This window comes from Tenacibaculum sp. SDUM215027 (genome assembly GCF_050566205.1).
Taxonomy (GTDB): domain Bacteria; phylum Bacteroidota; class Bacteroidia; order Flavobacteriales; family Flavobacteriaceae; genus Polaribacter.
The window spans coordinates 962,737-989,470 of record NZ_JBNXUE010000001.1 but is presented as its reverse complement, the minus strand read 5'-3'; the positions used below and the strand labels follow the sequence as shown (position 1 = coordinate 989,470).

Below are 26,734 nucleotides of genomic sequence, written 5' to 3'. Positions count from 1 at the left end.
CCATCAGTTTTATAGTATGATTTTCATTATTTTTAATAACAATTAACTGACACACATTTAATTACAATATTAAAATCAACTTATGCTACGTTTTAATTTAATGATTAAACAGTTGAAATCTTTTTTTATAGAAATTGGTGAGTTAGCTTTTTTTACCGCTCGTTTCTTTAAAGAGACATTTAAACGACCTTTTGAGTTTAAGGAGTTAATGCTACAATGTTATCAAATAGGTTATCGTTCGTTACTGCTAGTTAGTATTACTGGTTTTATAATAGGTTTGGTTCTTACTTTGCAAACTCGCCCAACTTTAATGGAGTTTGGTGCTGTATCTTGGATGCCTTCTATGGTTGGTATTTCAATTATAAGAGAAATAGGCCCTATCATCACTGCTTTAGTATGTGCAGGAAAAATAGGTTCTGGTATTAGCGCAGAATTAGGTTCTATGCGTGTTACCGAACAAATAGATGCTATGGAGGTTTCTGGCATAAATCCTTTTAAATACTTAGTAGTTACTCGAGTTTTAGCCGTTACCCTCATGCTCCCTTTACTAGTGATTATAGCAGATACTGTTGCTTTGTTTGGATCTTTTTTAGTTGAAAGCACAAAAGGAGATGTCTCTTTTATTTTGTATTTTAATCAAGTATTTGATGCTATAAAGTTTGGAGACGTAGTTCCAGCTACAATAAAGTCGTTTTTCTTTGGAGCAGCAATAGGAATTATTGGTTGCTTTAAGGGGTATAACTGTAAAAAAGGAACCGCTGGTGTTGGTAAAGCTACAAACACAGCTGTAGTAACTGCTTCTTTATTACTTTTTATTATTGATTTTATAGCTGTTTTTGTAACTGATATCTTTTTTGAATTATGACAAATACCCTTAACAAAAAAGTAGTTCTAGAAATTAAAGACTTATACAAAGCCTTTGGAGGTAACCATGTGCTTAATGGATTTAATATGCAGCTTTATAAAGGTGAAAATTTAGTAGTCATGGGAAAATCAGGGTCTGGAAAATCGGTTATGATTAAATGTTTAGTAGGTTTAATGGAAGCTGATAAAGGAATTATTTCAGTGATGCATCACGATATAACTAAACTAGACCAAGAAGCCTTAGATATTTTACGTACCGACATAGGTTTTCTATTTCAAGGTAGTGCGCTATATGACTCTATGACTGTCCGTGAAAATTTAGAGTTTCCATTGCGAGGCCGCACAAAAAAGAATAAAAAGTTAATTAACACAGAAAAACTGGTTATTGAAGCTTTAGACAATGTTGGATTGACACATACAGTAGACATGATGCCTTCAGAATTGTCTGGAGGCATGAAACGACGAATTGCTTTAGCCCGAACACTTATTTTACAACCAAAAATTATTTTATACGACGAACCTACAAGTGGATTAGACCCTATTACTGCAAAAGAAATTATTATCTTAATGCAAGATATTCAAAAAAAACACAATACATCGTCACTTATTATTACCCACGATGTTGATTGTGCTCGAGTTATTTCAGATAGAATGATATTACTTATTGATGGTATTGACTATGCTACAGGAACATTTAAAGAACTATCTAACTCTGAAGATTCTAAGGTTAAAGCTTTTTTTAAATAAGTATTATGAAAACAACAAACTCACAAAAATTTAGGTTAGGATTATTTGTATCTATAGGTACAATTATTTTTGTTTTTGCTATTTACCTTATTGGGCAACGCCAAAGCATGTTTCAAAAAAACTTCACTATCAGTGCTTATTTTCAAAATGTTAACGGGCTACAAAACGGTAATAATGTTCGCTATTCAGGAATAAACATTGGTACAGTAAAAGATATAATCATGATTAATGACTCTACAATAAAAGTAAACATGGTTATTGACAAAAAAATAGCCATTCATATAAAGAAGAATGCTGTTGCAACCATAGGTTCTGACGGACTGGTAGGAAATATGATTATAAATATAGTTCCAGGAAAGAAAACAGAAGCATTAATTAAAAATGGAGATGTTATTAGCTCTTATAATAAAATTGGAACAGATGATATCTTAAACACATTAAGCGTTACCAATGAAAACGCAGCAATACTTACAGCTGATCTTTTAAAAATAACCGACAAACTATTAGAAGGTAAAGGAACTTTAGGAATTTTGCTTAACGATACTATTATGGCAAAAGACATGAAACAGTCTGTTAGAAACCTAAAAAAAATAAGTTACCAAGCATCAAACACTATTAATGAATTAAATCACATGATAACTTCTTTAAAAACAAACGACAACACCGTTTTAGGCATGTTAATTAATGATTCTATTTCAGGTAAAAAATTAAAATCTTTTGTAAATAACATTGATGCATCAAGTGTAAAAATTGATAGCCTTTTAGGAAACATTAATGTTTTAGTTGATGATTTTAACTCTAGTGAAGGAGTTCTTAACTATATTACAAAGGACACCTCTTTGGTTAATAGTCTAAAATCTACACTTCAAAATATAAACGAAGGAACAGAAAAGTTTAATGAAAACATGGAAGCTTTTAAACACAATTTTTTAACTCGAGGCTATTTTAGAAAATTAGAAAAACAAAAGAAAAAAGCTGAAAAAAATAAATAACTTCCTCTTAACTCTTCTAACAATTTTATTCTTTCTTTTTTGAATCATTTTTTTTGAAACCAATTCTTCTTCTCGACTCTTGGTCTTTTCTTTTTAATTCCGCTTCTAACCTTTTATACCTACTTATATCTTTAATAGTTACAACCACAGCAGCGATATAATTTTCATTATCAATTATAGGTCTTCCACTCAACAATACTCTCCTTACTTCATTCGTCTCTTTATTCATCAATAATACATCAATATCATTGGTGATTTTACCTTCTAAGGCTAGTTCAGCCGGTAGGCTTTGAATAGGAAAAACTTTTCCATCATATGAGTTTAGCACTTTAAAATGGCCTGAAAAATCAATAGATATTTTTGAATCATCTTCTATACCAAAAAGCTCATTAGCAACCTCGTTAGCCAATATAACCTGTTTATCAGTATTTGCAACTAACACACCATCACTAATGTTTTCTATAATCATATTCAATTTTTGCTGGTTCTCATACAGCTCTTTCATTCTTTTTTCATTCTCTTCCTTAAGTAACAAATCTTTAGTAATATCTCTAGCCACAGCATACAGTGTTCCTGTATTTATATCTGAAGTAGCATTCCAAGACAACCATTTAATACTTTTATCCTTACAAATCCATCTATTATTAAAACTCACTAAGTTCGCTCCCATTTCTAGCTTTTTAATTGCTTCTTTTGTCTTTTCAAGATCTTCAGGAAAAACATAAGCGGCAAACGACTTGCTTAAAAGTTCCTCTTTTGTATATCCTAAAAGATTACTTAACGAAGTATTAACTTTTAAAAACTTCTCATTAGATGCAATAACCAAACTATCTGTAGAAATATTAAAAAAGGTATCAGCCGCCTTTTGCGACTCCATAACCGCCTTTCTTTCTGTAATATCTGTAGATATACTTCCAATAGCATATACTCTATTAGAAACATCAAATAAAGGAAACTTTACAGACAAATATATATGTGGTCCGTCAGGTTGTTCTACTACTTCTTCTATTTGAATTTCTTTTCCAGCTTTTATCGCCTCTAAATCGGCTTCAAGATATCTATCTGCAATTTCTTTTGGTAAAATATCATGGTTCGTTTTTCCTATTAAACTTTCCTCTGATGTACCAAAAATTAATTGATACTTCTCATTTACTAGTATATACTCTCCATTTATTTTTTTTACAGAAATAACATTGGTTGTGTTGTTTATTATCGATTGTAATAATCTTTGATTCCTTAAAAGCTGATCTTGCGATTTCTCTTTTGCTTTAATTTGTGTTTTTAAAACAAAAAAAACAATTGTTAACATTCCTAAAATGAGAACTATTAGAACCAATGAAATCCAATTCCAGAATTTATTGGTAGTATAATCCATTTGTTTCCAATAAATAACACCAAGTACTATAACCATAATACTATTTATGATATAGCCATACAAATTTTTTCTTCCCATTGAGACTCTCATTTATACATGACACTTAATATACTGAAATTTAACAACATAAAAAACGATAATCATCACTTAAAACACAACAGACCATTGTTTCTAGTCAACTTAATTTCTTTATTCTAAATTTCTTAGTTTGTCCTTCCTTTTTAGCACCCTTTTAGAAAACTAACATAAAGGAGTATCATGAAAAAGTATTAAATACTACATGTTTTTCAAATAATTCATAAAATATTAAGGGTACTTTATATTCTTTTTAGTTAAAAATTTTAACACTCAAAGGCTCTCTTTTTTGAAAACCCCTTTTTAATCAGTACCTTTGCAGCCTTATGATAAAAAAGCTCAAAGACAAAAAGAATAAACGAATATTCAGTTTTAACTTTTTAGTTTTTAGGAATCAATCAGATAAATTCATTCCTCCTTCAAAATAATCATCTTTTTTTTAAGCTAAAAAGAGGTTTTTATTATCCTTTCACTTGAAAATGTGCTTTTACGAGTACGCTTTCTTCACATTTATTAAAATTAACAATGAATTTCACAAAAAAAAGCCTAGTCTTAGTTGCTTTTTCTTTTGTTACAGTTATGTTTTCACAAGAAAAGCCTGAGGTTAAAATTGGCGGAGCACTACGATTTAACTATAACCTATCTTCTTGGAAAGACGGTCAAAAAAAGCGTGGAGGCGATTTCGGCTTCGACGTCTTCAGAATTAATGCTAAAGCAAAATATAAAGGAATAAAGCTAAATGCTGAATACCGCTTTTATTCACAAAGTTTTGGTGGCGGCATGCTTAAACAAGGTTGGTTAGGGTATGACTTTAACGAAAAAGACAATATCCAATTAGGGTTAACGCAAGTGCCTTTTGGTATTACTCAATACAATTCTCATAGTTGGTTTTTTGGTATTAACTACTACTTAGGACTAGAAGACGATCATGATATGGGGGTAAAATTTACACATAAAGGAGAAAAATGGGAATATGCCTTGGCTTTTTTTAAAAATGCTGAAGAACTAAATTTTGGAAGCAACTCTGATGTCTCTGATAGCCGATACTCTTACGATGTTGCCTCTATAGACATTGATGGAGATGGAGACCTTGATTTAAGATATAAGGAAACAAACCAATTAAATGGTAAAGTAAATTATCATTTCGGAAGTGAAAACACACAGCACCAAATAGGGTTTTCTGCTCAATATGGAGGGCTTTATAATTTAGATACTGAAGATACTTCAAGTCACCATGCTTTTGCCCTACATTACCAATTAAACGTAAAAAACTTTGATGCTAAAGCACAAGTATCTACTTACAAATACAACACTAAAAACACTACCTACAGCAACCTTATTGCCTTAACTGCTTATGGAGCTCCTTACCTTACTGCTACAGAAGCAACAACATATACTTTAGGTGCTGCTTACACTTTTCCTGTTAAATGGAAACCTATTTCTAGCATACAAGTATATAATGATTTTGGTTACATGGATAAAACAGCTGAGAATTTTGAAGACAGTTTAATGAATGTATTTGGCTTCTTAGTAACTGCAGGAAATGTTTATACTTATATAGATTTTGCCGCTGGAAAAGACCATCCCTGGTTAGGCCCAGTATGGACAAACGCTCTAGCAAACGGTACACCGAATGCTGATTGGAACATGAGATTTAACATAAATATCGGATACTATTTTTAATAGAACAAAACATTAACACATGAAGAAAGCAAAAAAAATAATTAGAAGTGACGAGCGGAAATCAATCTTCGGGCTTGAAGTTAACGGACCAGTATTCTTCACTTCTTCAATAGTAATTATACTAAGTGTAGCTTTAACCTTACTTTTTAAAGAAAGAGCACAAACATATTTTGATACAGCACAAAATTTCATAGCAAACAAAACTGGTTGGTTATTTATTTTAGCCGTAAATATTTTTGTTGCGTTTATGCTTTACTTAGCTTTCAGTAAATATGGAACTTTACGTATTGGAGGCGCAAAAGCGAAACCAGAATTCTCAACCACTTCATGGTTTTCAATGCTTTTTAGTGCCGGTATGGGTATTGGTTTACTCTTTTGGAGTATTGCAGAACCTGTTTACCACTTATCATCACCTCCTTTAGCTGACCCAAACACTGCTGCTGCTGCTAAAGAAGCCATGAACGTTACTTTTTTACACTGGGGTTTACATGCTTGGGGAATTTATGCTTTGGTTGGTTTATCATTAGCGTATTTTACTTACTCTAGAGGACTTCCTTTAACAATTCGTTCTGTTTTTTATCCTTTTTTAGGAGATAGAATTTACGGTAGAATTGGTGATATTATAGACATTTTTGCTGTTTTGGCTACTGTTTTTGGATTAGCAACTTCTCTCGGACTAGGTGTTAAGCAAGTTGCTGCTGGTTTAGAACATGTTTTTGGTTTAGATTCAGGTATTTCATTACAAATATGGTTAATTGTCGGGATTACCTTAATTGCCACGATTTCTGTAGTGTCAGGAGTTGATAAAGGGGTAAAGTTTTTAAGTGAAATGAATATGCGTATTGCTGTACTTCTATTACTCGCTGTGGTAATTTTAGGACCGACCATTTTCATCTTAAAATCATTTGTACAAAATACAGGTAGTTATGTTAATAATTTAGTAAGCCTTTCTACTTGGGCAGAAGCCTACTCTGGAACAGAATGGCAAAACTCATGGACTATTTTTTATTGGGGATGGTGGATTGCTTGGTCTCCTTTTGTAGGTATGTTTATCGCACGTGTTTCTAAAGGAAGAACTATTAGAGAATTTATTCTTGGAGTATTAATTGTTCCTACATTAATCACCTTATTCTGGATTACTGCTTTTGGAGCAACTTCTTTACACGAAATTTTAGGAGGAGACCCTACTATTGCAGATGGTGTGAACGATAATGTTGCTACTGCCCTTTTTGTATTTTTAGAAGATTTTCCATTTTCAATGGCTTTAAATATTATTGCAATTATACTTATTGCTAGTTTCTTTGTTACTTCTTCAGATTCTGGTTCTTTGGTAGTTGATAGCTTAACTTCTGGTGGAAAAATTGACGCTCCTGTTGGACAAAGAATATTTTGGGCTCTTGCTGAAGGTGCTGTAGCTGCTGTATTACTATTAGGAGGTGGTTTAAAGGCACTTCAAACTGCTTCTATTGCCACAGGTCTTCCTTTTACCTTACTTTTGTTATTAATGTGTTATTCTCTTTTTAAAGGCTTAAGGGAAGATTACAAAGAGCATCTTAAACGCTTAAATCAAAAAGAGAAGGAAGAATACCAAGAAACTGTAAAAAGATTAATAGATTCGAAAAAACAAAAACCTTAAATTATGAAAATTAAAAATATACTAGTAGCCTTAGACCTTTCTGAACTAGATGTTACACTTATTAAATACTGTAGCATGCTTGCAAAAAATCATGAAACAGAAAATGTATATTTTATTCATAATGTAAAAAAGTATGAAATAAGTAATTTATTTTCTGAACAGTTAGAAAATATAAGCATTGAAGATATTATTGAAGAAGAGTTAGACAACAGCATTAGTAAACATTTTGACGCTGATTGTAATTATGAGTTGTTAGTTTCTGATGATGCCTATACTGAAAGTTTAATTAGCTATGTTGCTAATAAATACCACGCTGATTTAATCATTTTAGGCAATAAAAACACCTATAAAGGATCTGGATCAGTTTCAGGAAAGCTATTACGAATGGCAAAATGTAATATTCTTTCCATTCCAAAGGAAGCAAACTTAAACCCAGAAAACTTTATGGTTGCTACTGATTTTTCTTCAGCTTCTCTTAAAGCTTTTAATACAGCTTCATCTATTAACAACAAGAAAAAATCTATTTTAAAAGCATTAAATGTTTTTAAAATACCTCAACTTTTTTTTCCTTATATCAAAGTAGATAAAGCTCGTGAAAAAGTAGAGAGACATGTTGGATTACAGTTTGAAAAGTTACTTAATAAAGTAAAAGCTTCAAATGTAGAAACTTTAAAAGCTTCAGCTGGTGATGACAGTATTCCTGAAAAAATAAGGGCCGTTGCAGAGAAAGAAAAAACTGATATTTTGTTTGTTGCTGACAAAGGTCACAATAACTTTACTTCTCTTTTAGTAGGAAGTGTTACTGAAGAATTATTCACTCATGATTTACATGTTCCTTTATGGGTAGTAAAGCGTTATATCGCTTCATAAATAATTTAAAAAAACGGAGTTGAATATCAGCTCCGTTTTTTTATTACCTATTGGTTTAATCCTTTTTTTTCTGATTTGGAAATCTTTTTTACTGTAGTAAAAAGTGTTTGTTTTAAGTCTTGGTATCCCTTTAGAAACTCACTAACCTCAACAATCATCCTTTTGTGCTCATTTTTATACACCTCTTCTTCTATTACTTGCTCTACTCCATCCACCATTACTTTCAAACCTCTTTCATGAGTCTCAATAAGCTTAATTAATTTTTCAGTTCTTTTTCTTGAGCTACTCAACGATTCAACTATTTTAGTTGTTTTTTTAAATTGATCTGGAGCAATAAGCTCAAAAATATATTTCCGTATTAAGTCTTCAAAAAAAAGTTGTTCATCTTTTAAAAACGAAAGTTCAGATAACCATTGTTTTGATGCTAAATGCATGTCTTCTGCACTTAACCACTCAAGATATTTTAAATGTGTTTTTGTTGTTTTCATTGAGTTAGTTTTTAGATTAAACTTCTATATCATTAACTCTTTTATAGCATATAGTTTTGGAATACAAACATTCCAGTTCTTTTCTTTTTGTATTTTCAATCTAAAAGCATCTAAAGCTATTTGCTCTCCATGAATAAGAAACACCTCTTCAGGTATGTTTTTAATATCACTTAACCAACTTAATAAATCTTCTTGATCTGCATGTGCCGATAAACTTTCTATACTTTCAATCCTTGCTTTCACTGGAAAATATCTTCCATAAAATTTTATTTCATGACACCCTTCTTGTAACTGTCTTCCTCTTGTTCCCTCTGCTTGGTACCCTACTAACAAAACTGTTGTCGTAGGTTCATCTATCATTTGCTTCAAATATGTTAAAACCCTACCTCCTGTTACCATTCCACTTCCTGCTATTATTATTTTTGATCTCGGATCATCTATGGTTTCCCATGTTTCTCTATATGATTCAATAATATTTATATGATTACACATTGCTTCATATTCATCCATAGGTAACTTATGCCATTGAGGATATCTTTTAAAAACCTCTAAAACATTATTTCCCATCGGGCTATCGACAAAAATTGGAATATTTGGTATTTTATTTTTCTTATATAACTTCCATAGAACATACATTAACATTTGTAGTCTCTCAACAGCAAAACTAGGAATGATAATATTTCCTTTATTTACAATTGTTTCTTTTATAAGTTCTGATAGAATTTCTTCTAAATTTTCTTTTGGATGCAATTTATGACCGTAAGTACTTTCTAAAAAAAGATAATCTGCCCATACTGGTTTTTTAGGTTTTTCTAATAGATAATCATTCTCTCTTCCAATATCTCCTGAAAACACAAATCTTTTTTCGTTAATATTCAGCTCTATAAAAGTAGCTCCTATAATATGCCCGTTATATTGAAACCTATAAGAAATCTCTTCTGAAAAAGAAACCCATTTATCTTCTTCTTCAACTTGAAACAAACTTATGGTACTTTCTGCTTCAGCAATGGTATAAAAAGGAAGCACCGGGTTATGTTTGCTATAATTTTCCTCAGCTGCTTTTTGCGCATCTTCTTCATGAATTTTGGCACTATCTTTTAAAATAATTCTTGCGATAGCTAACGTTGGAGTTGTTCCTATAATTCTACCTCTAAACCCTTGCTTATATAACCGTGGTAAAAAGCCTACATGATCTAAGTGTCCATGAGTTAATAATACAATATCTATTTTTTCTACATCTGCAGGAAGCTCTGCCCAATTTAACTCTCTAAGTTCTTTTACCCCTTGGAACATACCACAATCAATCAAGATTTGCTTTCCGAAAGCTTCAATCAAGAACTTTGACCCCGTAACTGTACCAGCTGCTCCTAAAAAATGAACTTTTGCAAAATTTAGCATATTCCTTCCTTTTTAAACACTACATAATTGTTGTATCTCTGATAAAACTCTACTTTTCCTCGTATCTGAAACCCCTAAATGATCTAGGTAAAAGCTATCTTTTATTAATTCTCTACATAAAACCACATCCCTATTTAATAAGAACTGTTTTTCTCTTTTAGTTAATAATGTAGAAACTGTAACTGGGTACAACCCCAACCTATCAATAATATCTTTTAAGCTATTTTCTTCAGGATAATCCCAACTTAGTAAATACAACCCCACACAATTACCATATTGTGTAGCATCTTTTGTAAATCGAGTATTTGTTACTACCCAACCTTGGGTTAAGATTGTTTCGTGTTTATTAAAAGTATTCCAATGGTTTCTTACATCTTGATAACGAGAATGGATATATAACGGAACCTTAATATTACATACAAGCCCTTCTTCACTATGAAATTTACATTCCACAACAGTAGTTTCATTATTCTTATGCGCTAACACATCAACCTCATGTTTTACACATTCCCCTTGCAAAATTTCTCCTATTTTAACCTTATATCCTGAATATTTTAAAACTGCTGCTATAAAATGTTCAAAAGGAAAACCAGTAGGCCCTAACTCATATATTGCCTTTTTTAATTTGTATTTTGAGGCAAACACATCCTTTTTTTTCTTTAGTAATGCAAAAGCTCTATTATAAATTTCTTTAGTTGTTATTCCTTCATATAGTTCATCTTGAACTATTTTTAAAATCTCTGATACTAAAGCGTCATCTGCCCCAGTTCTTTTAAGTGACTTTTTTAATTTAGTTAACGAGAACAGTACAACTTCTCCAGATGCTTTTACTATTGTTATTTTATTTGGACTATTTTCCATTTTCAAAGAAATCTCTAACCAAAGCCTTTGCTTGATTATCTGTCATACTATCTACTCTTTGAACTGTTTTAACCTTTGCATCTAATTTTTTATATGAGTCTTCTAACTCTTTTTTGAATTTTTCAAAAGTTTCAGCTGGCCCAAAAATAGCTAGTGAGTCAGCGTTATTAACTTCATCAGCAAGTTCACTAAAGTACCTTTTGGTTTGATGCTTCTCTCTTTCTAAATACTTACTATCTTGAACTACATCTTGCGGACCTCCTTTAAATCGAGTTCCAGAACCTCCATGAATACGAAATGTTTCTATATTAGAAGGTATTGTTTTCATATTCTCTGTTCCATTTTCAATGGTTATAACAAGAGCTTTCTCTTTGTCTAACCAAACACCTATATTTTTCATTGTTTTCTATTTTGGTTTTCATGTATATTAGTCATTAGTAATATGTAACACCATTAAAGAGGCATTACAGGCTCTAACTATATCAATCAAATAATCTAATTTTCATTTTTATCTCAGTTTAAATTAAAAAGGAACAATTCCGTAAGCTTCATTCAATAAAAACATACCTAAAAAGAATAACAGTAAGTATATTGCCTGTATAAATTTTATGTTGCTTTGTTTTAGTAGCTTAATTGTTTGTTTAGGAAAAGTAAATAAAATAATTCCCTTGATTAAAGCTAACCAACCAAACAGAGTTACCAACAGTTTACTATTTGCTTCCCATATATTATGAGCCAATACATTAAGCAACCCTATTATAACTGCAAAGAGCGAGATAATAATTAAAAACCGTGCATCTTTTAAATTATCTACTATTTGTTTTACTCTTTTAGGATTAAAACTTAATACAAAGAAGAAAATAATGCAGTACCATCCCCAAAACTTTAGTAAAAAGACTGATATATCCATAACTTATTAATTTACATCCTACTCAAAGATACGAATATAACACATTGATTATCATACCTTTTATCATAAAAATAAAACAAACAACAACATTTTATGGTAGTTACTCCTGAAAAACACTACTTTTTTCTGGGTGTTTTTTCTCTTTACTTTTATTCATAAAGTATTAAATTTACTTACTTAAAAATTAACCTAACTATCTAATGAAAAACAACAAACCCTTCTTTATTTTAGTGTTTATTACTGCTTTTCTTTCTTCTTGCAGTATTCTTAAAACAGCTCCTTACGATCAATACTCTTTTCAAAAAACTATTGAAATAAAAATAGATGCTAACCAGCTTATAGGAAAAGCTGAAAGCTCTTACCAAGAAAATATTACCGAGATTGAAAAATTACATAATGAAATTGCTAAAATTGTTGAATACGAAAAATACAAACCCAACAATGAGATAACCTATAAAATGTGGTTATTATTAGCTGACCAAGACAAAAACTTACTTGCTGGTTTTTTAAAACGATGGAAAGAAAAAGGTAAGCTTTCCCCTTTTTTTATTACGGAAGCTAAAGGACAAATAACTGAAGCTCTTAACCTATTGCTTGAGTATGAAAGCAAAAAAGAACCTGCTACAAAAAACAAATTACTAGAACTTATTTTTAAAAATTAATACGCTATGGATTTCGAAAAAATACTACAAGAATTAAAAAAATCATTAGTCTCGTTATTTAGTGATAAGTTTAGTGAGTTTACACAAGAATCCAAAAAAGACATTGAACTGTTCTTAAATGAATCAAAAGACAAACTAGAAAGATGGACGTCTTTATTAGCACAAGGCAAGCTTACCATAGAAGATTTTGAATGGTTAGTAAAAAGCCAGAAAGATTTATTTCAAATGAAGGCTTTACAAGCTGCTGGTATTTCAAAAATAAGCTTAGGGCATTTTAAAAATAAAATTGTTAAAACTATTGTAGATACAATAAAAATCATAGTTTTTTAAAACTAAAAGACCATGAATATTTATCTATTCATGGTCTTAATTTTTCTTGACGTTCTTCTATCAAAAACTTAGGATTTTTTTGAAATTTTTCCCACAGTAATAACAACTCTTTAAAAATGGGAATCTCAGTAGCTTCTTCTCCGTATTGAATAATCAAATGTGACAACAAATTATAACAAGCAGTATATTCTCCACACGCAATAACACTGTTTAACATACCGTTTGCCTTATCTTTTTTCGTGAACCATAAAGTGGTACCAAACGATGCACTTTTATTTGAATTTTCAATAATTGTTTCACTAATCTCTCCTGTATGTTTTATAATTCCCTCCCATCCTCTCTCATTTTCTGGTCGAGTTGTTTGATTTCCTAAAGTATCTTTACATCGTAACTCATACACTGTAGAAGTAATTATTTTATTAGGGAAAGTACTGTAAATTGCATTTGCATGTTGCCTCCTATCATTTTTAAGAAAAACTACACTTGTCATACGCACCAAAGATTTTGCTCTATTAAGTATATAAAAACCTACTCTTCTCGGTGGCAAATACAGTCTTTGATCTACACCTGTTTCGTTTTGCATTAATTTAGATAATGAGAAAAATAAAAAATGAATAAACACCAAAAAAGCTAATATTACAACACTTATTGTGTACCAAACCATCATTTTTTGAACTCCAAAAAATACCGTAACCATCAACATAAACAATAAGGTAAAAGCACTTGACACATAGGATACATATTTGCTAAACCAAGAATCAGAAGCAAACTTAAAACCCTCTCCTGGATATGGCGAAGAAACATCACACAAAAAATATAAATTATGAAGCTCAATTTTTCCTTCACATTGATTTTGTGCTTCGGACACAAAAACAGAAGCCCCTTGATTGTCTACAATACCACCATCCATCAATCCTATCTCTTCTAAATTGTTATGTTTCGGACTAAAATCATACGGAAAACCCATGGGTTCAAATCCACCTGGAAAAGCTGTAGAAGCAGCAATTACATCTCCTAACTTTATATCATCTATAACTCCTTTATATTTGCTATGTACCTTTCCGTTTCCAAATCTTTTTTGATTTCCTTTTATATTTTGGAACCTAAACTGATGTGTACTATCAAAATCCGTTGCATTAAAAACTACTCTTTCTAAATGCGTTTTACCTTGACTAATCACATCTTGAACTTGCCCCAAAGTTGCATGGTTTGTTAATTTATTATATTCTATAGCAAACGCATTAATTGGATTTTTTCGCTTATGTTTATTTTCTGGTTGATTCCAAATTAACTGCCATCTTAAATGACTTAATGCATTATTTGTTAACTCATCTTTAGCCAGCCATTCATAATATTCATTAAAAAACGTTTGAAAATCATTTCCTTCAATTTGCGATTGTGCATATTTAACCCCAGTAATTGTTCCTCCTGAAACTGTAGAAATAGCTTTTACATTTTCTAACAATCCTACTTTTTCTAACAGTGATAATGTTCCTAAAGAAAAGCAGGCTGCTCTATAACCACCTCCTGAAAAACATAAGGCTATAGATTTAAATACTTCCATAGTTTTCGTGCAATTTTTCTTATTAATTTTACTCTACCCTCTTAAACCATGAAGTCTTGCCACATATTTCCCAATTACATCAAACTCTAAATTCACTTTAGTACCTTTTTTGAAGTTTTTAAAGGTTGTATGCTCGTATGTGTACGGGATAATTGCCACACTAAATTCATCTTTTTTAGAGTTTATTACCGTTAGACTTACACCGTTTATAGTGATTGAACCTTTTTCAATAGTGACATTTGTTCCGTCAAAATCATACGAAAAAGTAAAAACTGTGCTCCCATCAGCATCTACTATACTTTTGCAAACACCTGTTCTATCTACATGTCCTTGTACAATATGTCCATCTAATCGAGCTCCTAACTTCATTGCCCTCTCTAGATTTATCTCATCCCTTATCTGTAAATCACCTATATTTGTTTTATCTAACGTTTCTTTAATCGCCGTAACAGTATATTCGTCTTTATCAATCGCTACAACAGTTAAACAAACACCATTGTGTGCTACACTCTGATCTATTTTTAACTCATTAGTAATTGTACTTTTAACTGTAAGGTGTAAATTCTCTTTTTCACGCTCAATACCTTTAACAATTCCAAGAGTTTCTATTATTCCGGTAAACATTCTATAAAAATTTAGTTACTTTTGTTAGCATCAAAAATACAACTTTACCTACGAAAGTAAACTATGGATAAAGCAAACAAAATTATTGTTGGAATTTCGGTTGGAGACATCAATGGAATTGGTATCGAAATTATTTTAAAAACATTTGAAGACAAACGAATGCTTGATTTTTGCACTCCTGTTATATTCGCTTCAAACAAATTAATTTCATACCATAAAAAAGCTTTAAGACTTAATACAAGCATCCATGGTATTACTTCTTTAGATAAACTTGTCCATGGAAAAGTTAACTTATTAAACAATTGGAAAGAAGAAGTTAAAATAGACCTAGGTAAAACCACTGAAGACGGAGGTAAATTTGCCTTAAAGTCACTACAAGCGGCAGTTGAAGCTTTAAAAAAGAATCAAATAGATCTTATTGTTACTGCTCCTATTAACAAGGAGAACATTCAATCAGAAGAGTTTAAGTTCCCCGGCCACACAGAATACTTAGAAGAAAATTTTGACGGTAAAAGTTTAATGATTTTAATGACAGATGAATTACGTATCGGTTTAATAACCGGTCATATTCCTGTGTCTCAAGTTGCAGAAACGATTACTCCAGAGCTTATTAAGGCTAAAGTTGAAACGTTGTATACTTCGTTACAACAAGATTTTAACATTAGTAAACCTAAAATTGCTGTTTTAGGTTTAAATCCACACTGTGGTGACAAAGGAATTATTGGTACTGAAGATGACGAAATTATACGTCCAACTATTTCAGAAATTAAAGAATCAGGTAAATTAGTTTTTGGTCCATATGCCGCTGATGGTTTTTTTGGTTCAAAAACCTACGAGCAATTTGACGGAGTTTTGGCGATGTATCATGACCAAGGACTAGCTCCATTTAAAGCTTTATCGTTTGGAAATGGTGTAAACTTCACTGCTGGATTAAGTAAAATAAGAACCTCTCCAGACCATGGAACTGGATTTGATATTGCAGGTAAAAACAAAGCTAACCCTACATCTTTTAAAGAAGCCTTATTTACCTCATTACAAATATTTAAGAACCGAAAAGAGTATCAAGAACTTACAAAAAACGCATTAAAAGCAAAATAGTTCATTTTTTTTACTCAAAATATAAAAGTAAAAACATTTTTTATATCTTTGCACGCTCAAATTGATAGTTGTAGATGAAAGACTTAAAAGAATTCAACATACCTTTTGTAGGTTTAAAAGAAGGAAGTCATTTGTTTGAATATCAAATTGACAAAACGTTCTTTGAAGCATTTCAGTTTGACGAGTTTAACAACGCCAACATAAAAGCTGATATTACATTTACTAAAAAAAGCACTTTAATAGAGCTTACTTTTAATATAAGCGGAACGGTTAACGTTCCTTGTGATATCACTAATGAGTTATTTGACTTGCCTATTAATGGTAATTTAGATTTGGTTGTTAAGTTTGGACATGAGTTTAATGATGAACACGATGAAATTTTGATACTTCCACAAGAAGCTTATCAAGTAAGTGTGGCTCAATACATTTATGAATTAATCGTATTATCAACACCGAGTAAAAGAGTACATCCAAATGTTGCTGATGGTACTATGCAATCGGATGCTTTAAGAAAATTAGAAGAATTAAGAATTAACGAAGAAAAAACTGTTGAGGAAGAATCAACAGATCCTAGATGGGATAAATTAAAGGATTTACTAACAGATAAATAAGACATAAAATGGCACATCCAAAGAGAAAAATATCTAAAACTAGAAGAGATAAAAGAAGAACTCATTATAAAGCTTCTGTACCTCAAATAGCTGTTGATCCTACAACTGGAGAAGCTCATTTATACCACAGAGCTCACTGGCATGAAGGAAAACTTTATTACAGAGGTCAAGTAGTATTAGAAAGTGCTGCAGCTGAGGCTTAAAAACTAGTTTAAAAAATTAAAAAACCCTCTACTTTGAGGGTTTTTTTATGTTTTTACATCAAAAAATACTCTTTTTGATGTTTTTTTCTATAAAAAAGTGAAATAATTTTCATTACTTTGAAAACTCGTTTTACTACAAAACAAACAACTATGACTAAAATAACTGCAGCTATAACAGCGGTAGGAAAATATATTCCAGAACATACTCTAACTAATAAAGAGCTAGAGACCATGGTAGACACAAACGATGAGTGGATTACTAGCAGAACAGGGATCAAAGAAAGAAGGATTTTAAAAGGTGAAGGCCTTGGAACTTCTTTTATGGCTATAAAAGCAGCAGAAGATTTACTTCAAAAATCAAACACAAACCCAGAAGACATAGATATGGTTATTGTAGCAACAGCTACTCCAGACATGCCTGTAGCTTCTACAGCAGCTTACACAGCTTCTAAAATAGGAGCCGTAAATGCTTTTTCTTATGACTTACAAGCTGCTTGCTCTAGTTTTTTATATGGTATGTCAACTGCGTCAAGTTATATTGAAAGTGGACGATATAAAAAGGTATTGCTAATTGGTGCTGATAAAATGTCATCAATTATTGATTATAGCGACAGAGCTACTTGTATCATCTTTGGAGATGGAGCAGGTGCTGTTTTATTTGAACCTAACAACGACGGTTTAGGGTTACAAGATGAATATTTAAGAAGTGACGGAATTGGTCGTGATTTCTTAAAAATTGATGCAGGTGGGTCAATCTTACCAGCATCAGAAGAAACTGTTAAAAACAAGCAACACTTTGTTCATCAAGAAGGAAAAACAGTATTTAAATTTGCTGTTTCTAACATGGCAGATGTTTCTGAAAAAATGTTAACCAGAAACAATTTAACAAAAGATGACATTCAGTGGTTAGTTCCACACCAAGCTAATAAAAGAATCATTGAAGCCACAGCAAATAGAGTTGGCTTAGAAGATGATAAAGTAATGATGAATATTCATAAGTACGGAAATACTACTTCTGCTACTTTACCGTTGTTACTTGCTGATTATGAAAAAGAGTTGAAAAAAGGAGATAATTTAATTTTTGCTGCATTTGGTGGTGGTTTCACATGGGGAGCTATCTACTTAAAATGGGCATATAACTCATAACTAAACAACTAAAATTTAGGAAAATGGACATTAAAGAAATTCAAAGTCTTATAAAGTTTGTAGCTAAGTCAGGTGCAAGTGAAGTAAAGCTAGAAATGGAAGATATTAAGATCACCATTAAAACTGGAAGCGAAACTCCTGAAACTACTATTATACAAGCTCCTGCTCCTGTAGCGGCAGCTCCACAAATGGTAGCCGCAGCCCCTGCACAACCAGCTACTCCTGCTGCAACCCCAGTAGCAGCTGAAACTACAGATGATTCAAAATATTTAACTATAAAATCGCCTATCATTGGTACTTTCTACAGAAAGCCTTCTCCAGACAAACCTAATTTTGCTGAAGTAGGTACAGAGGTTAAAGTTGGTGATACTGTTTGTATTATTGAAGCAATGAAATTATTTAACGAAATTGAATCAGAAGTATCTGGTAAAGTCGTTAAAGTATTAGTGGACGATTCTTCTCCTGTAGAGTTTGATCAACCATTATTTTTAGTAGACCCATCATAATTTTTGGTTTAGAAGTTTTAAGTTTAGAAGTTTAGTACATAACTAAACTCTTAAACAACTAAACCCAATAAACTCATAAACTAAAAGACATGTTTAAAAAGATATTAATTGCCAATAGAGGCGAAATCGCGCTACGTGTAATTAGAACCTGTAAAGAGATGGGTATTAAAACAGTAGCTGTTTACTCTAAAGCAGATGCTGAAAGTTTACACGTAAGATTTGCTGATGAAGCTGTTTGTATTGGACCTGCACCAAGTAGCGAGTCTTATTTAAAAATGGATCGCATCATTGCTGCAGCGGAGATTACAAACGCTGATGGAATTCACCCAGGATATGGTTTCTTAGCTGAAAATGCTAAATTCTCAAGATTATGTGAAGAGCACGAAATTAAGTTTATCGGAGCCTCACCTGAGATGATTGACCGTATGGGAGACAAAGCAAACGCTAAAGCTACCATGAAAGCTGCTGGAGTACCTTGTGTACCAGGTAGCGACGGGGTAATCTCTACTTTTGAAGAATGTGAAAAAGTCGCTGTAGAAACAGGATACCCTGTGATGCTAAAAGCCTCTGCCGGTGGTGGTGGTAAAGGTATGCGTGCTGTTTGGAAAGCTGAAGACTTAAAAGATGCTTGGGATTCTGCAAGACAAGAATCAAAAGCTGCTTTTGGAAATGACGATATGTATATGGAGAAGTTAATTGAAGAGCCTCGACATATAGAAATTCAAGTAGTAGGTGATGCTTATGGTAAAGCTTGTCACTTATCTGAAAGAGATTGTTCAGTACAACGTCGTCACCAAAAATTAACAGAAGAAACTCCTTCTCCTTTCATGACGGAAGAATTACGTGATGCTATGGGAGCTGCTGCTGTAAAAGCTGCTGAATTCATTAAGTATGAAGGTGCTGGAACGGTTGAATTCTTAGTAGATAAACATCGTAACTTCTACTTCATGGAAATGAATACACGTATTCAAGTAGAGCACCCAATTACTGAAGAAGTTGTAGACTACGATTTAATTAGAGAACAAATTTTAGTTGCGGCTGGTGTGCCTATTTCTGGCAAAAACTATAAGCCACAATTACACTCTATTGAATGTAGAATTAATGCAGAAGACCCATATAACGGATTTAGACCTGCGCCAGGTAAAATCACTTCATATCATGCTCCAGGTGGCCATGGTGTTCGTATCGATACTCACGTATATGCAGGGTATATGATTCCACCAAACTATGATTCAATGATTTCTAAGTTAATTGTTACTGCACAAACTCGTGAAGAAGCAATCAACAAAATGAAACGTGCATTGGATGAGTATGTTATTGAAGGTGTGAAAACAACTATTCCTTTCCACAGACAACTAATGGATCATCCAGATTATGTAGCGGGTAATTATACCACTAAATTTATGGAAGATTTTGAAATGGAATAATTATTATAAAAAAAAGCCTAATATTTTAAAATATTAGGCTTTTTTTTTAGTTTTTAAAAAGTAAAATTACACCCTTTACTTTTCAAAACTTGATTTTTCTGGTAATATACTCTCAAAGGCATCGTTAATTTCACTCATTACTTTATCGTAATTTCTTATATGTATATTATCGTTTAAACAAACCAGTTTATATGATTGTTCTCTAACAGCTTTAATTGCTTTTTTTGCCTTAATAACCAAAGAAAACATCTTAGTATCTCGATACGTGTTATACGGTATAAAATTAGACTTACATATTTGCCAAGTTTTAAATAACTCTGGCGTATAATCATTGTCACTACGAAACCTATGTTTAGACATTTCTGTAAGCTCCTTTCCGCAATGCTCCCAAACGTCTTCAAAAGTAGACTTTAAGAATGGTTGTGCATTATGAGGTGTGCGAAGTGTAACAAACTTATTGTAATACTTTAATAGTTTTGTAATTCTTGCTCTGCTACCATATGACGGGTGAAACCATTTATCATGATCTCTTTTAAAAACTTCCTTTTTATCAAAATGTTTATTAATAAGGCGAATGTTATTTTTTAACATTTTCTCAAACTGAGAAATACCTGTATTGGTTCTAAAAGTGGCAATATCTTTTGGTAGTCCATTTTCAAAAAAACGAGCTTCAGAAACATTGTTAATGATAAAAAAGTCGTCATTGAAATACACAAATTGCTCTGACAAATCAGGAATTTTATGCATATATACTTCTATTAAATTTGAATTGAACACAGGTAAATATTCTTTTGGAATATAATCTAAATGACTAACCAAATTAATTTTAGGATGATTTTCATCTAACCATTCTGGTTTTTGTCCAGAGGTTACAAAATGAATTTTTCGAACCCAAGGAGCAAATTGTTCAACACCTCTGAACCAATACTTCAAAAATCCATGATCTCTAAAACGTGCTTCTGATTTCTCGTTAACAGAATTATCAATTTTATCAGAGTATTTTGAAAACTCCTTAATCCATTTAGGATCGTCCATATCGACCCAAGTAATCACAAAATCTATTTCCATTATTTTATATAAAAAATTAACGAATCAAAATAAAGTTCAAAAATAACTCTTTTTTCTAGTATAAATACTGCTTTTACTTCATATTACATCTTATAGACTAGAGTTAAAAACCACGCAATTAAAATTTCCCTTATATTTGTTCACTATAAATATTCTAAACACAATAGCTGGTATTTTTAAAAACCTTCTATTTTTATATAAATTAAATCACCATGGATTTTTTATTACAACCTTGGCCTTGGTATGTGTCTGGACCACTTATTTCTATGGTACTTTTCTTGTTTTTTTATTTTGGAAAAAGTTTTGGTGTATCAACCAATCTAGAAACCATATGTACCATGGCTGGTGCTGGTAAAATATCTGATTACTTTAAGAAAGACTGGAAAGAACGTGACTGGGCGATTATCTTTTTAGTTGGTTTAATAATTGGAGGATATATAGCTATTAATTATTTATCTGCTACATCTGGAATTGACTTAAACCCAACAACTGTAAGTGATTTAGCTGATTTAGGCTTTTCGGATGCAGGAAAAAGATACGTTCCTAATGAACTTTTTAGTCTTGAAAACATGCTAAGTCTTAAAGGTTTTAGCATTTTATTAATTGCAGGGATTTTAATTGGATTTGGAACTCGTTATGCTGGAGGCTGTACTTCGGGACATGCAATTACTGGATTGAGTAGCTTTCAGTTACCTTCTTTAATTGCAGTAATTGGATTTTTTATTGGTGGTTTACTTATGATTTGGGTTTTATTCCCTTTAATTTTTGGTTAATATGAAAAATGTAAAATTTTTATTTATCGGAATTGTTTTCGGAATTATTTTATCGAAGTCAGAAGCTGTTTCTTGGTATCGTATCTATGAAATGTTTAAGTTTCAATCGTTCCATATGTACGGAATAATTGGTTCTGCCGTAGCTCTTTCTATCGTTTTTATGTATTTCTTTAAAAAAGGTAAGATCAAAGACTACTTGGGTAATCAAATCAATATTAAAGAAAAGAAAAAAGGTTTTATCAGAACTTTGGTTGGTGGTACTATCTTCGGATTGGGCTGGGCGTTAGCTGGCGCTTGTCCTGCGCCTATTTTTGCTTTAATAGGTCAAGGAGTGCTCCCAATGATCATTGTGCTTTTAGGAGCGCTCCTAGGCGCTTTCATTTATGGCTTGTTGAGTAAAAAGTTACCGAGTTAATCTTTTAACCGCAACGGTTCAAAAACACCAGAATTAGTATTGTCTACTACTTGCCATTTGTAAATTTTAGAAAGCTGATAAATCTTCGATAACTCTTCAAATAAACGTGTTTTAGCATCTTTTTGTAGTCGAGACATTGTTATTGTCGATTTAATCTTTTCAATAACTTTAGCATTCAGCTTATTTAGCTCTTGTTTAGAGAAGGTATTGAACTGACTCTGCTGTAAATCGAAATATTTAATATCGGGAGAAATTAGAATTTCTTCTTTAGGAATTTTATTGATGATGATTTGTTTACCAACACTATCTATTTGAATTTCTAGTTCCGATAAATCATACCCCACCTCAACCTTAGCATTTAAAGAGAGCATTGCTTTCTTTTCAAAGGTAACGTATCCATAGAAATACTTTTTTGCATCGGTAAAGCTATACATTTCAGAAAAATTCCCTTCTGAAACCACTAACTTACTTAAGTTTTGGATTCCATTTAAAACCACCTGAATTTCTTCTTGCTCATATTTTTTTTCCTTTTTTTCGTACCAGAATTTAGCAATTAAAAACCCTAGTGCAAAAACAGCAAGATATTTTAGTAAGCGCATCGTTTTCTTTTTCTATAAATATAGGAAAAGTATCTAAAGTGATTTACGAAACTTGTTTTGTTTCTTTTTCTTCTTTCGGAAAGGCTTGTTTATTGAAGATAAACAACAAGGCTACCCCTATAGTAATCCAAGAATCTGCTCCATTAAAAATCGCGTTGAAAAAAGTAAAACTTTCTCCTTCGTATATCGGAAAGTACAACATATCTACTACTTTTCCGTGAAATAACTCTCCATAAGGATTATCAGAAAATAATGTAGCTATATTGTGGTATGAAGAATCAAATATAATTCCATAAAAAACAGAATCGATAATATTACCTACTGCTCCTGCTAAAATTAGTGCTATGGCAATAATAACAGCAGTATGTGCTTTTCGCTTAATAGATTGCCATAACCAGTACACAATACCTGTAACCGCAACAACTCTAAATAAAGTTAAAAACAGTTTTCCTGATTTACCTCCAAATTCAAAGCCCCAAGCCATTCCATTATTCTCCGTAAAATGGATTCTAAACCAATCACTAAAAACAACAACTTCTTCTCCTAATTGGAAATGTGTTTTGATATAAATTTTACTTATTTGATCAATTAAAATTGCCAAAATTACGGTAAGTATTGCGATGTTTTTTTTAGACATTTTTTTTATTTAATGGAAACAAAAATAAGAAAACTATTTTTATGTTTTTCTTCTGATTTTTAGAAAGAAAAAAGACCAATATGCCTTTTAGGCATATTGGCCTTTAATATATGGTTAGTTAAAAGATATTATCCTTTTAACCAAGCTTTTCTTAGCTCTCTTTGTTCTTGTGTTGCTTTTGGGTTTTCTTTTAAGCTAGTTCCTTTTGTATACGATTGAGTTAATATTGCTTTAATCATTACCTCTTTACCACCTCTTTCTAATTTTACCTCAACTTTATTTCCAGGTTGCCACATAAACATTTTAGTAAAGATTTGGTTTGCGCTTTCCTTTGTTACAGCTACTCCATCCACTTCTTTGATAGCATCGTTAGGTTGTGCTCCGTTTTCAGCCCAAAAACTATTGTCTTTCACTGCTTCTGTAAATTGGATAGTTTTTGTCGCTTGATCTGCTCTCACAATCATAGCTCCATTATTTTGGATATAATTTGTTTTCACTTTTGATTCGTCTAACACTAATCCTGCCTTAGCAAAAAACTCATTGTAGTTTATCGGTGTATTTCCTACCACATGTGTATTCAAAAATTCTCCTATTGAAGGGTATGTCATTTTAGTAATCTCCTCAATTAACTTATCGTCTTCAAATGGTTTGTTTTTTCCATATTTTAATGACAATTCTTTCATTAAAGATAATACTCCTCTATTTCCATTACTTTCTTCACGCATTAAAATATCTATACACATTCCAATTAAAGCTCCCTTTTGGTATACATTATAATATTGAGAAGCATATGGTTCGTCTAATACATTTTCACTCATTTTAGTAAAACTCATTGAGTCATTCATAGAAGATGCTGTTTTAATTTTACCCATAACTTTACTGTAAAATTCATCTTCTGTAACCAAGTCTTGATTTACTTGAAAAAGTGTTGCGAAATATTCTGTAATCCCTTCATACATCCATAAATGTTTAGAGAATGTTGGTTGATTATAATCAAAATAATGTACGTCTTCTGAATGTACACTCAACGGAGTTACAATATGGAAAAACTCATGAGAAACAACATCTATCATACTTTTTGATAATGCTTCATCTGGCATTGCTTCAGGTAATACTACTACTGTTGATGTATGATGCTCTAATGCTCCAAAGCCTTTAGGTGCTTTTTCTGTTCCGTCAGATAAGTATAAATAAATGTCATAACGTGCAGTACTATTAACACTTCCTAAATATGCTTTTTGTGCTTGCATCATTTTCTCCATAACTTTTTTAAGCTTCTCTGCTGAGTGCTTTTTGTTTGGAGAGTATACACTTAATACAATTTTAATATCGCCAACTTTGAACTCTTCTACATCTAATTCTCCATAAAACATTGGATTATCAGTAATATCAAAATAACGTGGTGCAAAATAACTTGAAGTTAACGTTGAACCATCCTCACTTGTTTTTGTTCCTACTTCTTGTAACGCAGATGTTCTTGCAAAATTGGTAGGTGAAACAACATCTAATTTGTACTGATTACTTTTTAAAGAATCAAAATATCCTACAAATCCATGAAGGTTTAATACATAATTTGTAGACTCAATATTGGTTCCTGCTGGTGAAAATGGTGTATCTCCTCCAATTCCTCCTGAAACTTCCATATCAAAAGTATCGTTTACCAAATAGGTTACTTTATCTAATGTTTGGGCATTGGTGATTTCCCAAGTATTGGTATCAACTTTTGTTACTTCTAATTCGTTTCCTTCGTAGTCTAAAGCCTTAAAACTATCAATATATTTACCAAAATCACTTACAGAATAAGTTCCTTGTACCACTCTTGGTAAACGATAGGTTACTTTTTCAATTGTAAATCTACCCGGGTTTACTGTTACAGGTACTTTATCGTTATCAACCTTAGTTAAATCTAAAGTAGTTACAATTGGAGTTTGAACGGCTAAATCGTTTGTTGTCTTTTTTGTAGAATTACAGCTTGTTAATATCAATGCTGCAATAGCTGAAGCTAGTATACTTTTGTTCATTTCTTAGTTTTTAATTACTCATTAGACAAAGTAGCTCTTCTTTTGTTACGTGTAAAAATTATAATTTTTTGTTAATTACTCAAGTTCTATGTTAATATTAGCATGAATGGAGTTTATAGTAAGTGTATTGGGAGCAGATGAATTTTCTTTAAGAAAAGGAGATGCTTTTTTTTCATCATTTATAAGAATTGCTCCTTTGTTAGTTGTTAAACTTAGTTTACTTCTTAGGGTTGTTTGTGCAAATACATTTCCTTGGAAAAGATGCACACTTGTATTTCCTACAATAGTATTCAATTGTATATTTCCTCTTTCAATATAAATACTTAAATCCCCCGCATAACTTTTTGAGTTAACACCAATAGTTTCTCCATGAACACTTATATGTTTATTCTTAGGAACTTTTATAATTACTCTGGCTCTTTCTAGTCTTCTAGTTATATATTTTCGAAAAACATCATCTTTAAATGTTAAAAGGTGTAATTCAAATGCCACTATAAGAACTTCTTTTTCTTTTTTAAAAAGTATATTATGTTTATGTGTATTTTCATCAAGTAAGATTACCTCTAATTTGTCATCTTTTGAGTTTTCTATTACAATATCATCCAACCCGTAAGTAATTATTTCAAGCTCATTTGCTAATATTGTTCTTTCTTGTATTATTTTTTCTTGACAGAAAAGAAATCGAGTACTTAGAACCAGTAATAAAAACACATATTTTTTCATACAAAAAAAGCCTCTAAAAGAGGCTCTGTTTATTTTTAATTTTAATAAGTTATTGTTTGCGTTTTGCTTCAATACTTAAAGTAGCATGAGGCACTAACTTTAAGCGTTCTTTCTGAATTAACTTACCAGTAACTCTACAAATACCATAGGTTTTATTTTCAATACGAACTAAGGCATTTTTTAAGTCACGAATAAATTTTTCTTGACGTATGGCTAACTGCATATTTGCTTCTTTAGCCATAGTATCTGATCCTTCTTCAAAAGATTTAAATGTTGGCGACGTATCGTCGGTTCCATTATCTGAACCGTTTTTATACGATGCTTGTAACAATTTTAAATCTTCTTCAGCTTTTTCAATTTTCTTTTGAATGATTTCCTTAAACTCTAGTAAATCACTATCTGAATATCTTATTTTAACATCATCCATA

The 26,734-nt window shown here is 31.5% G+C and carries 30 protein-coding genes; 16 read left to right on the top strand and 14 right to left on the bottom strand.

Annotated elements, in window-relative coordinates:
• Positions 1 to 82 precede the first annotated feature (82 nt).
• Genes ACQYZ7_RS04635 through ACQYZ7_RS04625 form a run of 3 tightly spaced genes read left to right on the top strand, consistent with a single transcriptional unit; the run spans position 83 to position 2,603 of the window.
• Positions 83 to 865, top strand: a complete 783-nt coding sequence (locus tag ACQYZ7_RS04635; protein WP_430728602.1) for an MlaE family ABC transporter permease — start codon at positions 83 to 85, stop codon at positions 863 to 865.
• Positions 862 to 1,611, top strand: coding sequence for an ABC transporter ATP-binding protein (locus tag ACQYZ7_RS04630; RefSeq protein WP_430728601.1), 750 nt, complete (start codon positions 862 to 864; stop codon positions 1,609 to 1,611). Before ACQYZ7_RS04635 ends, ACQYZ7_RS04630 begins: the two co-directional genes overlap by 4 nt.
• Positions 1,612 to 1,616: 5 nt before the next feature.
• Complete coding sequence (locus ACQYZ7_RS04625) at positions 1,617 to 2,603, top strand: MlaD family protein (RefSeq protein WP_430728600.1); 987 nt, start codon at positions 1,617 to 1,619, stop codon at positions 2,601 to 2,603.
• A gap of 25 nt (positions 2,604 to 2,628) precedes the next feature.
• On the opposite strand, the gene ACQYZ7_RS04620 is transcribed toward ACQYZ7_RS04625, so the two are convergent.
• Positions 2,629 to 4,056, bottom strand: coding sequence for a PAS domain-containing protein (locus ACQYZ7_RS04620; RefSeq protein WP_430728599.1), 1,428 nt, complete (start codon positions 4,054 to 4,056; stop codon positions 2,629 to 2,631).
• 522 nt (positions 4,057 to 4,578) lie between these two features.
• Between ACQYZ7_RS04620 and ACQYZ7_RS04615 the strand changes: the two genes are divergently transcribed.
• Genes ACQYZ7_RS04615 through ACQYZ7_RS04605 form a run of 3 tightly spaced genes read left to right on the top strand, consistent with a single transcriptional unit; the run spans position 4,579 to position 8,242 of the window.
• Positions 4,579 to 5,736 (top strand): hypothetical protein, encoded by a 1,158-nt coding sequence (locus ACQYZ7_RS04615; protein ID WP_430728598.1) that lies wholly within the window; start codon positions 4,579 to 4,581, stop codon positions 5,734 to 5,736.
• A 19-nt stretch (positions 5,737 to 5,755) separates the two neighbouring features.
• Complete coding sequence (locus ACQYZ7_RS04610; RefSeq protein WP_430728597.1) at positions 5,756 to 7,372, top strand: BCCT family transporter; 1,617 nt, start codon at positions 5,756 to 5,758, stop codon at positions 7,370 to 7,372.
• A gap of 3 nt (positions 7,373 to 7,375) precedes the next feature.
• A complete protein-coding gene (locus ACQYZ7_RS04605; RefSeq protein WP_430728596.1) occupies positions 7,376 to 8,242 on the top strand; it encodes a universal stress protein in 867 nt (288 codons plus the stop codon).
• A 47-nt stretch (positions 8,243 to 8,289) separates the two neighbouring features.
• Here ACQYZ7_RS04605 and ACQYZ7_RS04600 read toward each other — a convergent pair whose 3' ends face one another.
• From ACQYZ7_RS04600 to ACQYZ7_RS04580, 5 genes are all read right to left on the bottom strand, one after another.
• Positions 8,290 to 8,730, bottom strand: coding sequence for a hypothetical protein (locus tag ACQYZ7_RS04600; RefSeq protein ID WP_430728595.1), 441 nt, complete (start codon positions 8,728 to 8,730; stop codon positions 8,290 to 8,292).
• Positions 8,731 to 8,754: 24 nt separating this feature from the next.
• Positions 8,755 to 10,128 (bottom strand): MBL fold metallo-hydrolase RNA specificity domain-containing protein, encoded by a 1,374-nt coding sequence (locus ACQYZ7_RS04595; protein ID WP_430728594.1) that lies wholly within the window; start codon positions 10,126 to 10,128, stop codon positions 8,755 to 8,757.
• Between the two features lie 12 nt (positions 10,129 to 10,140).
• Positions 10,141 to 10,989, bottom strand: coding sequence for a restriction endonuclease (locus ACQYZ7_RS04590; RefSeq protein WP_430728593.1), 849 nt, complete (start codon positions 10,987 to 10,989; stop codon positions 10,141 to 10,143).
• On the bottom strand, positions 10,979 to 11,389 hold the full coding sequence (locus ACQYZ7_RS04585; protein ID WP_430728592.1) for a hypothetical protein: 411 nt from the start codon (positions 11,387 to 11,389) through the stop codon (positions 10,979 to 10,981). The genes ACQYZ7_RS04590 and ACQYZ7_RS04585 overlap by 11 nt, the downstream gene beginning before the upstream one ends.
• 123 nt (positions 11,390 to 11,512) lie before the next feature.
• Positions 11,513 to 11,899: a hypothetical protein gene (locus ACQYZ7_RS04580; protein WP_430728591.1), complete on the bottom strand. Its 387-nt coding sequence runs from the start codon at positions 11,897 to 11,899 to the stop codon at positions 11,513 to 11,515.
• A gap of 200 nt (positions 11,900 to 12,099) precedes the next feature.
• On the opposite strand from ACQYZ7_RS04580, the gene ACQYZ7_RS04575 reads away from it, so the two are divergent.
• Positions 12,100 to 12,561, top strand: coding sequence for a hypothetical protein (locus tag ACQYZ7_RS04575; RefSeq protein ID WP_430728590.1), 462 nt, complete (start codon positions 12,100 to 12,102; stop codon positions 12,559 to 12,561).
• Positions 12,562 to 12,567: 6 nt separating this feature from the next.
• A complete protein-coding gene (locus ACQYZ7_RS04570) occupies positions 12,568 to 12,891 on the top strand; it encodes a hypothetical protein (RefSeq protein ID WP_430728589.1) in 324 nt (107 codons plus the stop codon).
• A 28-nt stretch (positions 12,892 to 12,919) separates the two neighbouring features.
• Here the strand turns inward: ACQYZ7_RS04570 and ACQYZ7_RS04565 are convergent, their stop codons facing one another.
• Positions 12,920 to 14,455 (bottom strand): patatin-like phospholipase family protein, encoded by a 1,536-nt coding sequence (locus ACQYZ7_RS04565; RefSeq protein ID WP_430728588.1) that lies wholly within the window; start codon positions 14,453 to 14,455, stop codon positions 12,920 to 12,922.
• Positions 14,456 to 14,488: 33 nt separating this feature from the next.
• Positions 14,489 to 15,079: a riboflavin synthase gene (locus tag ACQYZ7_RS04560; protein ID WP_430728587.1), complete on the bottom strand. Its 591-nt coding sequence runs from the start codon at positions 15,077 to 15,079 to the stop codon at positions 14,489 to 14,491.
• A gap of 63 nt (positions 15,080 to 15,142) precedes the next feature.
• Here ACQYZ7_RS04560 and pdxA point away from each other — a divergent pair, with 63 nt between their 5' ends.
• From pdxA to accC, 6 genes are all read left to right on the top strand, one after another.
• Positions 15,143 to 16,177, top strand: coding sequence for a 4-hydroxythreonine-4-phosphate dehydrogenase PdxA (pdxA, locus tag ACQYZ7_RS04555; protein WP_430728586.1), 1,035 nt, complete (start codon positions 15,143 to 15,145; stop codon positions 16,175 to 16,177).
• Positions 16,178 to 16,251: 74 nt separating this feature from the next.
• Positions 16,252 to 16,788 (top strand): YceD family protein, encoded by a 537-nt coding sequence (locus tag ACQYZ7_RS04550; protein WP_430728585.1) that lies wholly within the window; start codon positions 16,252 to 16,254, stop codon positions 16,786 to 16,788.
• A gap of 8 nt (positions 16,789 to 16,796) precedes the next feature.
• Complete coding sequence (rpmF, locus tag ACQYZ7_RS04545) at positions 16,797 to 16,991, top strand: 50S ribosomal protein L32 (RefSeq protein WP_047789948.1); 195 nt, start codon at positions 16,797 to 16,799, stop codon at positions 16,989 to 16,991.
• 150 nt (positions 16,992 to 17,141) lie between these two features.
• Positions 17,142 to 18,137: a beta-ketoacyl-ACP synthase III gene (locus ACQYZ7_RS04540; protein ID WP_430728584.1), complete on the top strand. Its 996-nt coding sequence runs from the start codon at positions 17,142 to 17,144 to the stop codon at positions 18,135 to 18,137.
• Between the two features lie 23 nt (positions 18,138 to 18,160).
• Positions 18,161 to 18,643 (top strand): acetyl-CoA carboxylase biotin carboxyl carrier protein, encoded by a 483-nt coding sequence (gene accB, locus ACQYZ7_RS04535; protein ID WP_430728583.1) that lies wholly within the window; start codon positions 18,161 to 18,163, stop codon positions 18,641 to 18,643.
• Between the two features lie 89 nt (positions 18,644 to 18,732).
• Positions 18,733 to 20,070, top strand: a complete 1,338-nt coding sequence (accC, locus tag ACQYZ7_RS04530; protein ID WP_430728582.1) for an acetyl-CoA carboxylase biotin carboxylase subunit — start codon at positions 18,733 to 18,735, stop codon at positions 20,068 to 20,070.
• 75 nt (positions 20,071 to 20,145) lie between these two features.
• Here the strand turns inward: accC and ACQYZ7_RS04525 are convergent, their stop codons facing one another.
• Positions 20,146 to 21,138, bottom strand: a complete 993-nt coding sequence (locus tag ACQYZ7_RS04525; RefSeq protein WP_430728581.1) for a Stealth CR1 domain-containing protein — start codon at positions 21,136 to 21,138, stop codon at positions 20,146 to 20,148.
• 212 nt (positions 21,139 to 21,350) lie between these two features.
• Between ACQYZ7_RS04525 and ACQYZ7_RS04520 the strand changes: the two genes are divergently transcribed.
• Both ACQYZ7_RS04520 and ACQYZ7_RS04515 read left to right on the top strand, forming a co-directional pair.
• Entirely contained in the window at positions 21,351 to 21,911 is a 561-nt protein-coding gene (locus ACQYZ7_RS04520; protein WP_430728580.1) for a YeeE/YedE family protein, read from the top strand.
• 1 nt (position 21,912) lies between these two features.
• Positions 21,913 to 22,326 (top strand): DUF6691 family protein, encoded by a 414-nt coding sequence (locus ACQYZ7_RS04515; protein WP_430728579.1) that lies wholly within the window; start codon positions 21,913 to 21,915, stop codon positions 22,324 to 22,326.
• On the opposite strand, the gene ACQYZ7_RS04510 is transcribed toward ACQYZ7_RS04515, so the two are convergent.
• The 5 genes from ACQYZ7_RS04510 to ACQYZ7_RS04490 all read right to left on the bottom strand — a co-directional run bounded on the left by ACQYZ7_RS04510 (position 22,323) and on the right by ACQYZ7_RS04490 (position 26,733).
• The gene (locus ACQYZ7_RS04510) at positions 22,323 to 22,925 is read right to left on the bottom strand and encodes a DUF4230 domain-containing protein (RefSeq protein WP_430728578.1); all 603 of its coding nucleotides are present in this window, start codon (positions 22,923 to 22,925) and stop codon (positions 22,323 to 22,325) included. The genes ACQYZ7_RS04515 and ACQYZ7_RS04510 overlap by 4 nt on opposite strands.
• Before the next feature lie 43 nt (positions 22,926 to 22,968).
• Positions 22,969 to 23,562, bottom strand: coding sequence for a lipoprotein signal peptidase (locus tag ACQYZ7_RS04505; protein WP_430728577.1), 594 nt, complete (start codon positions 23,560 to 23,562; stop codon positions 22,969 to 22,971).
• Positions 23,563 to 23,690: 128 nt separating this feature from the next.
• Positions 23,691 to 25,583 carry a peptidase M61 gene (locus tag ACQYZ7_RS04500; protein WP_430728576.1) on the bottom strand — a complete coding sequence of 631 codons (1,893 nt, stop codon included), beginning with the start codon at positions 25,581 to 25,583 and terminating at the stop codon, positions 23,691 to 23,693.
• A 75-nt stretch (positions 25,584 to 25,658) separates the two neighbouring features.
• Positions 25,659 to 26,306, bottom strand: a complete 648-nt coding sequence (locus tag ACQYZ7_RS04495; protein ID WP_430728575.1) for a hypothetical protein — start codon at positions 26,304 to 26,306, stop codon at positions 25,659 to 25,661.
• 49 nt (positions 26,307 to 26,355) lie between these two features.
• Positions 26,356 to 26,733: a TraR/DksA family transcriptional regulator gene (locus ACQYZ7_RS04490; RefSeq protein ID WP_115900129.1), complete on the bottom strand. Its 378-nt coding sequence runs from the start codon at positions 26,731 to 26,733 to the stop codon at positions 26,356 to 26,358.
• Position 26,734: the final 1 nt, after the last annotated feature.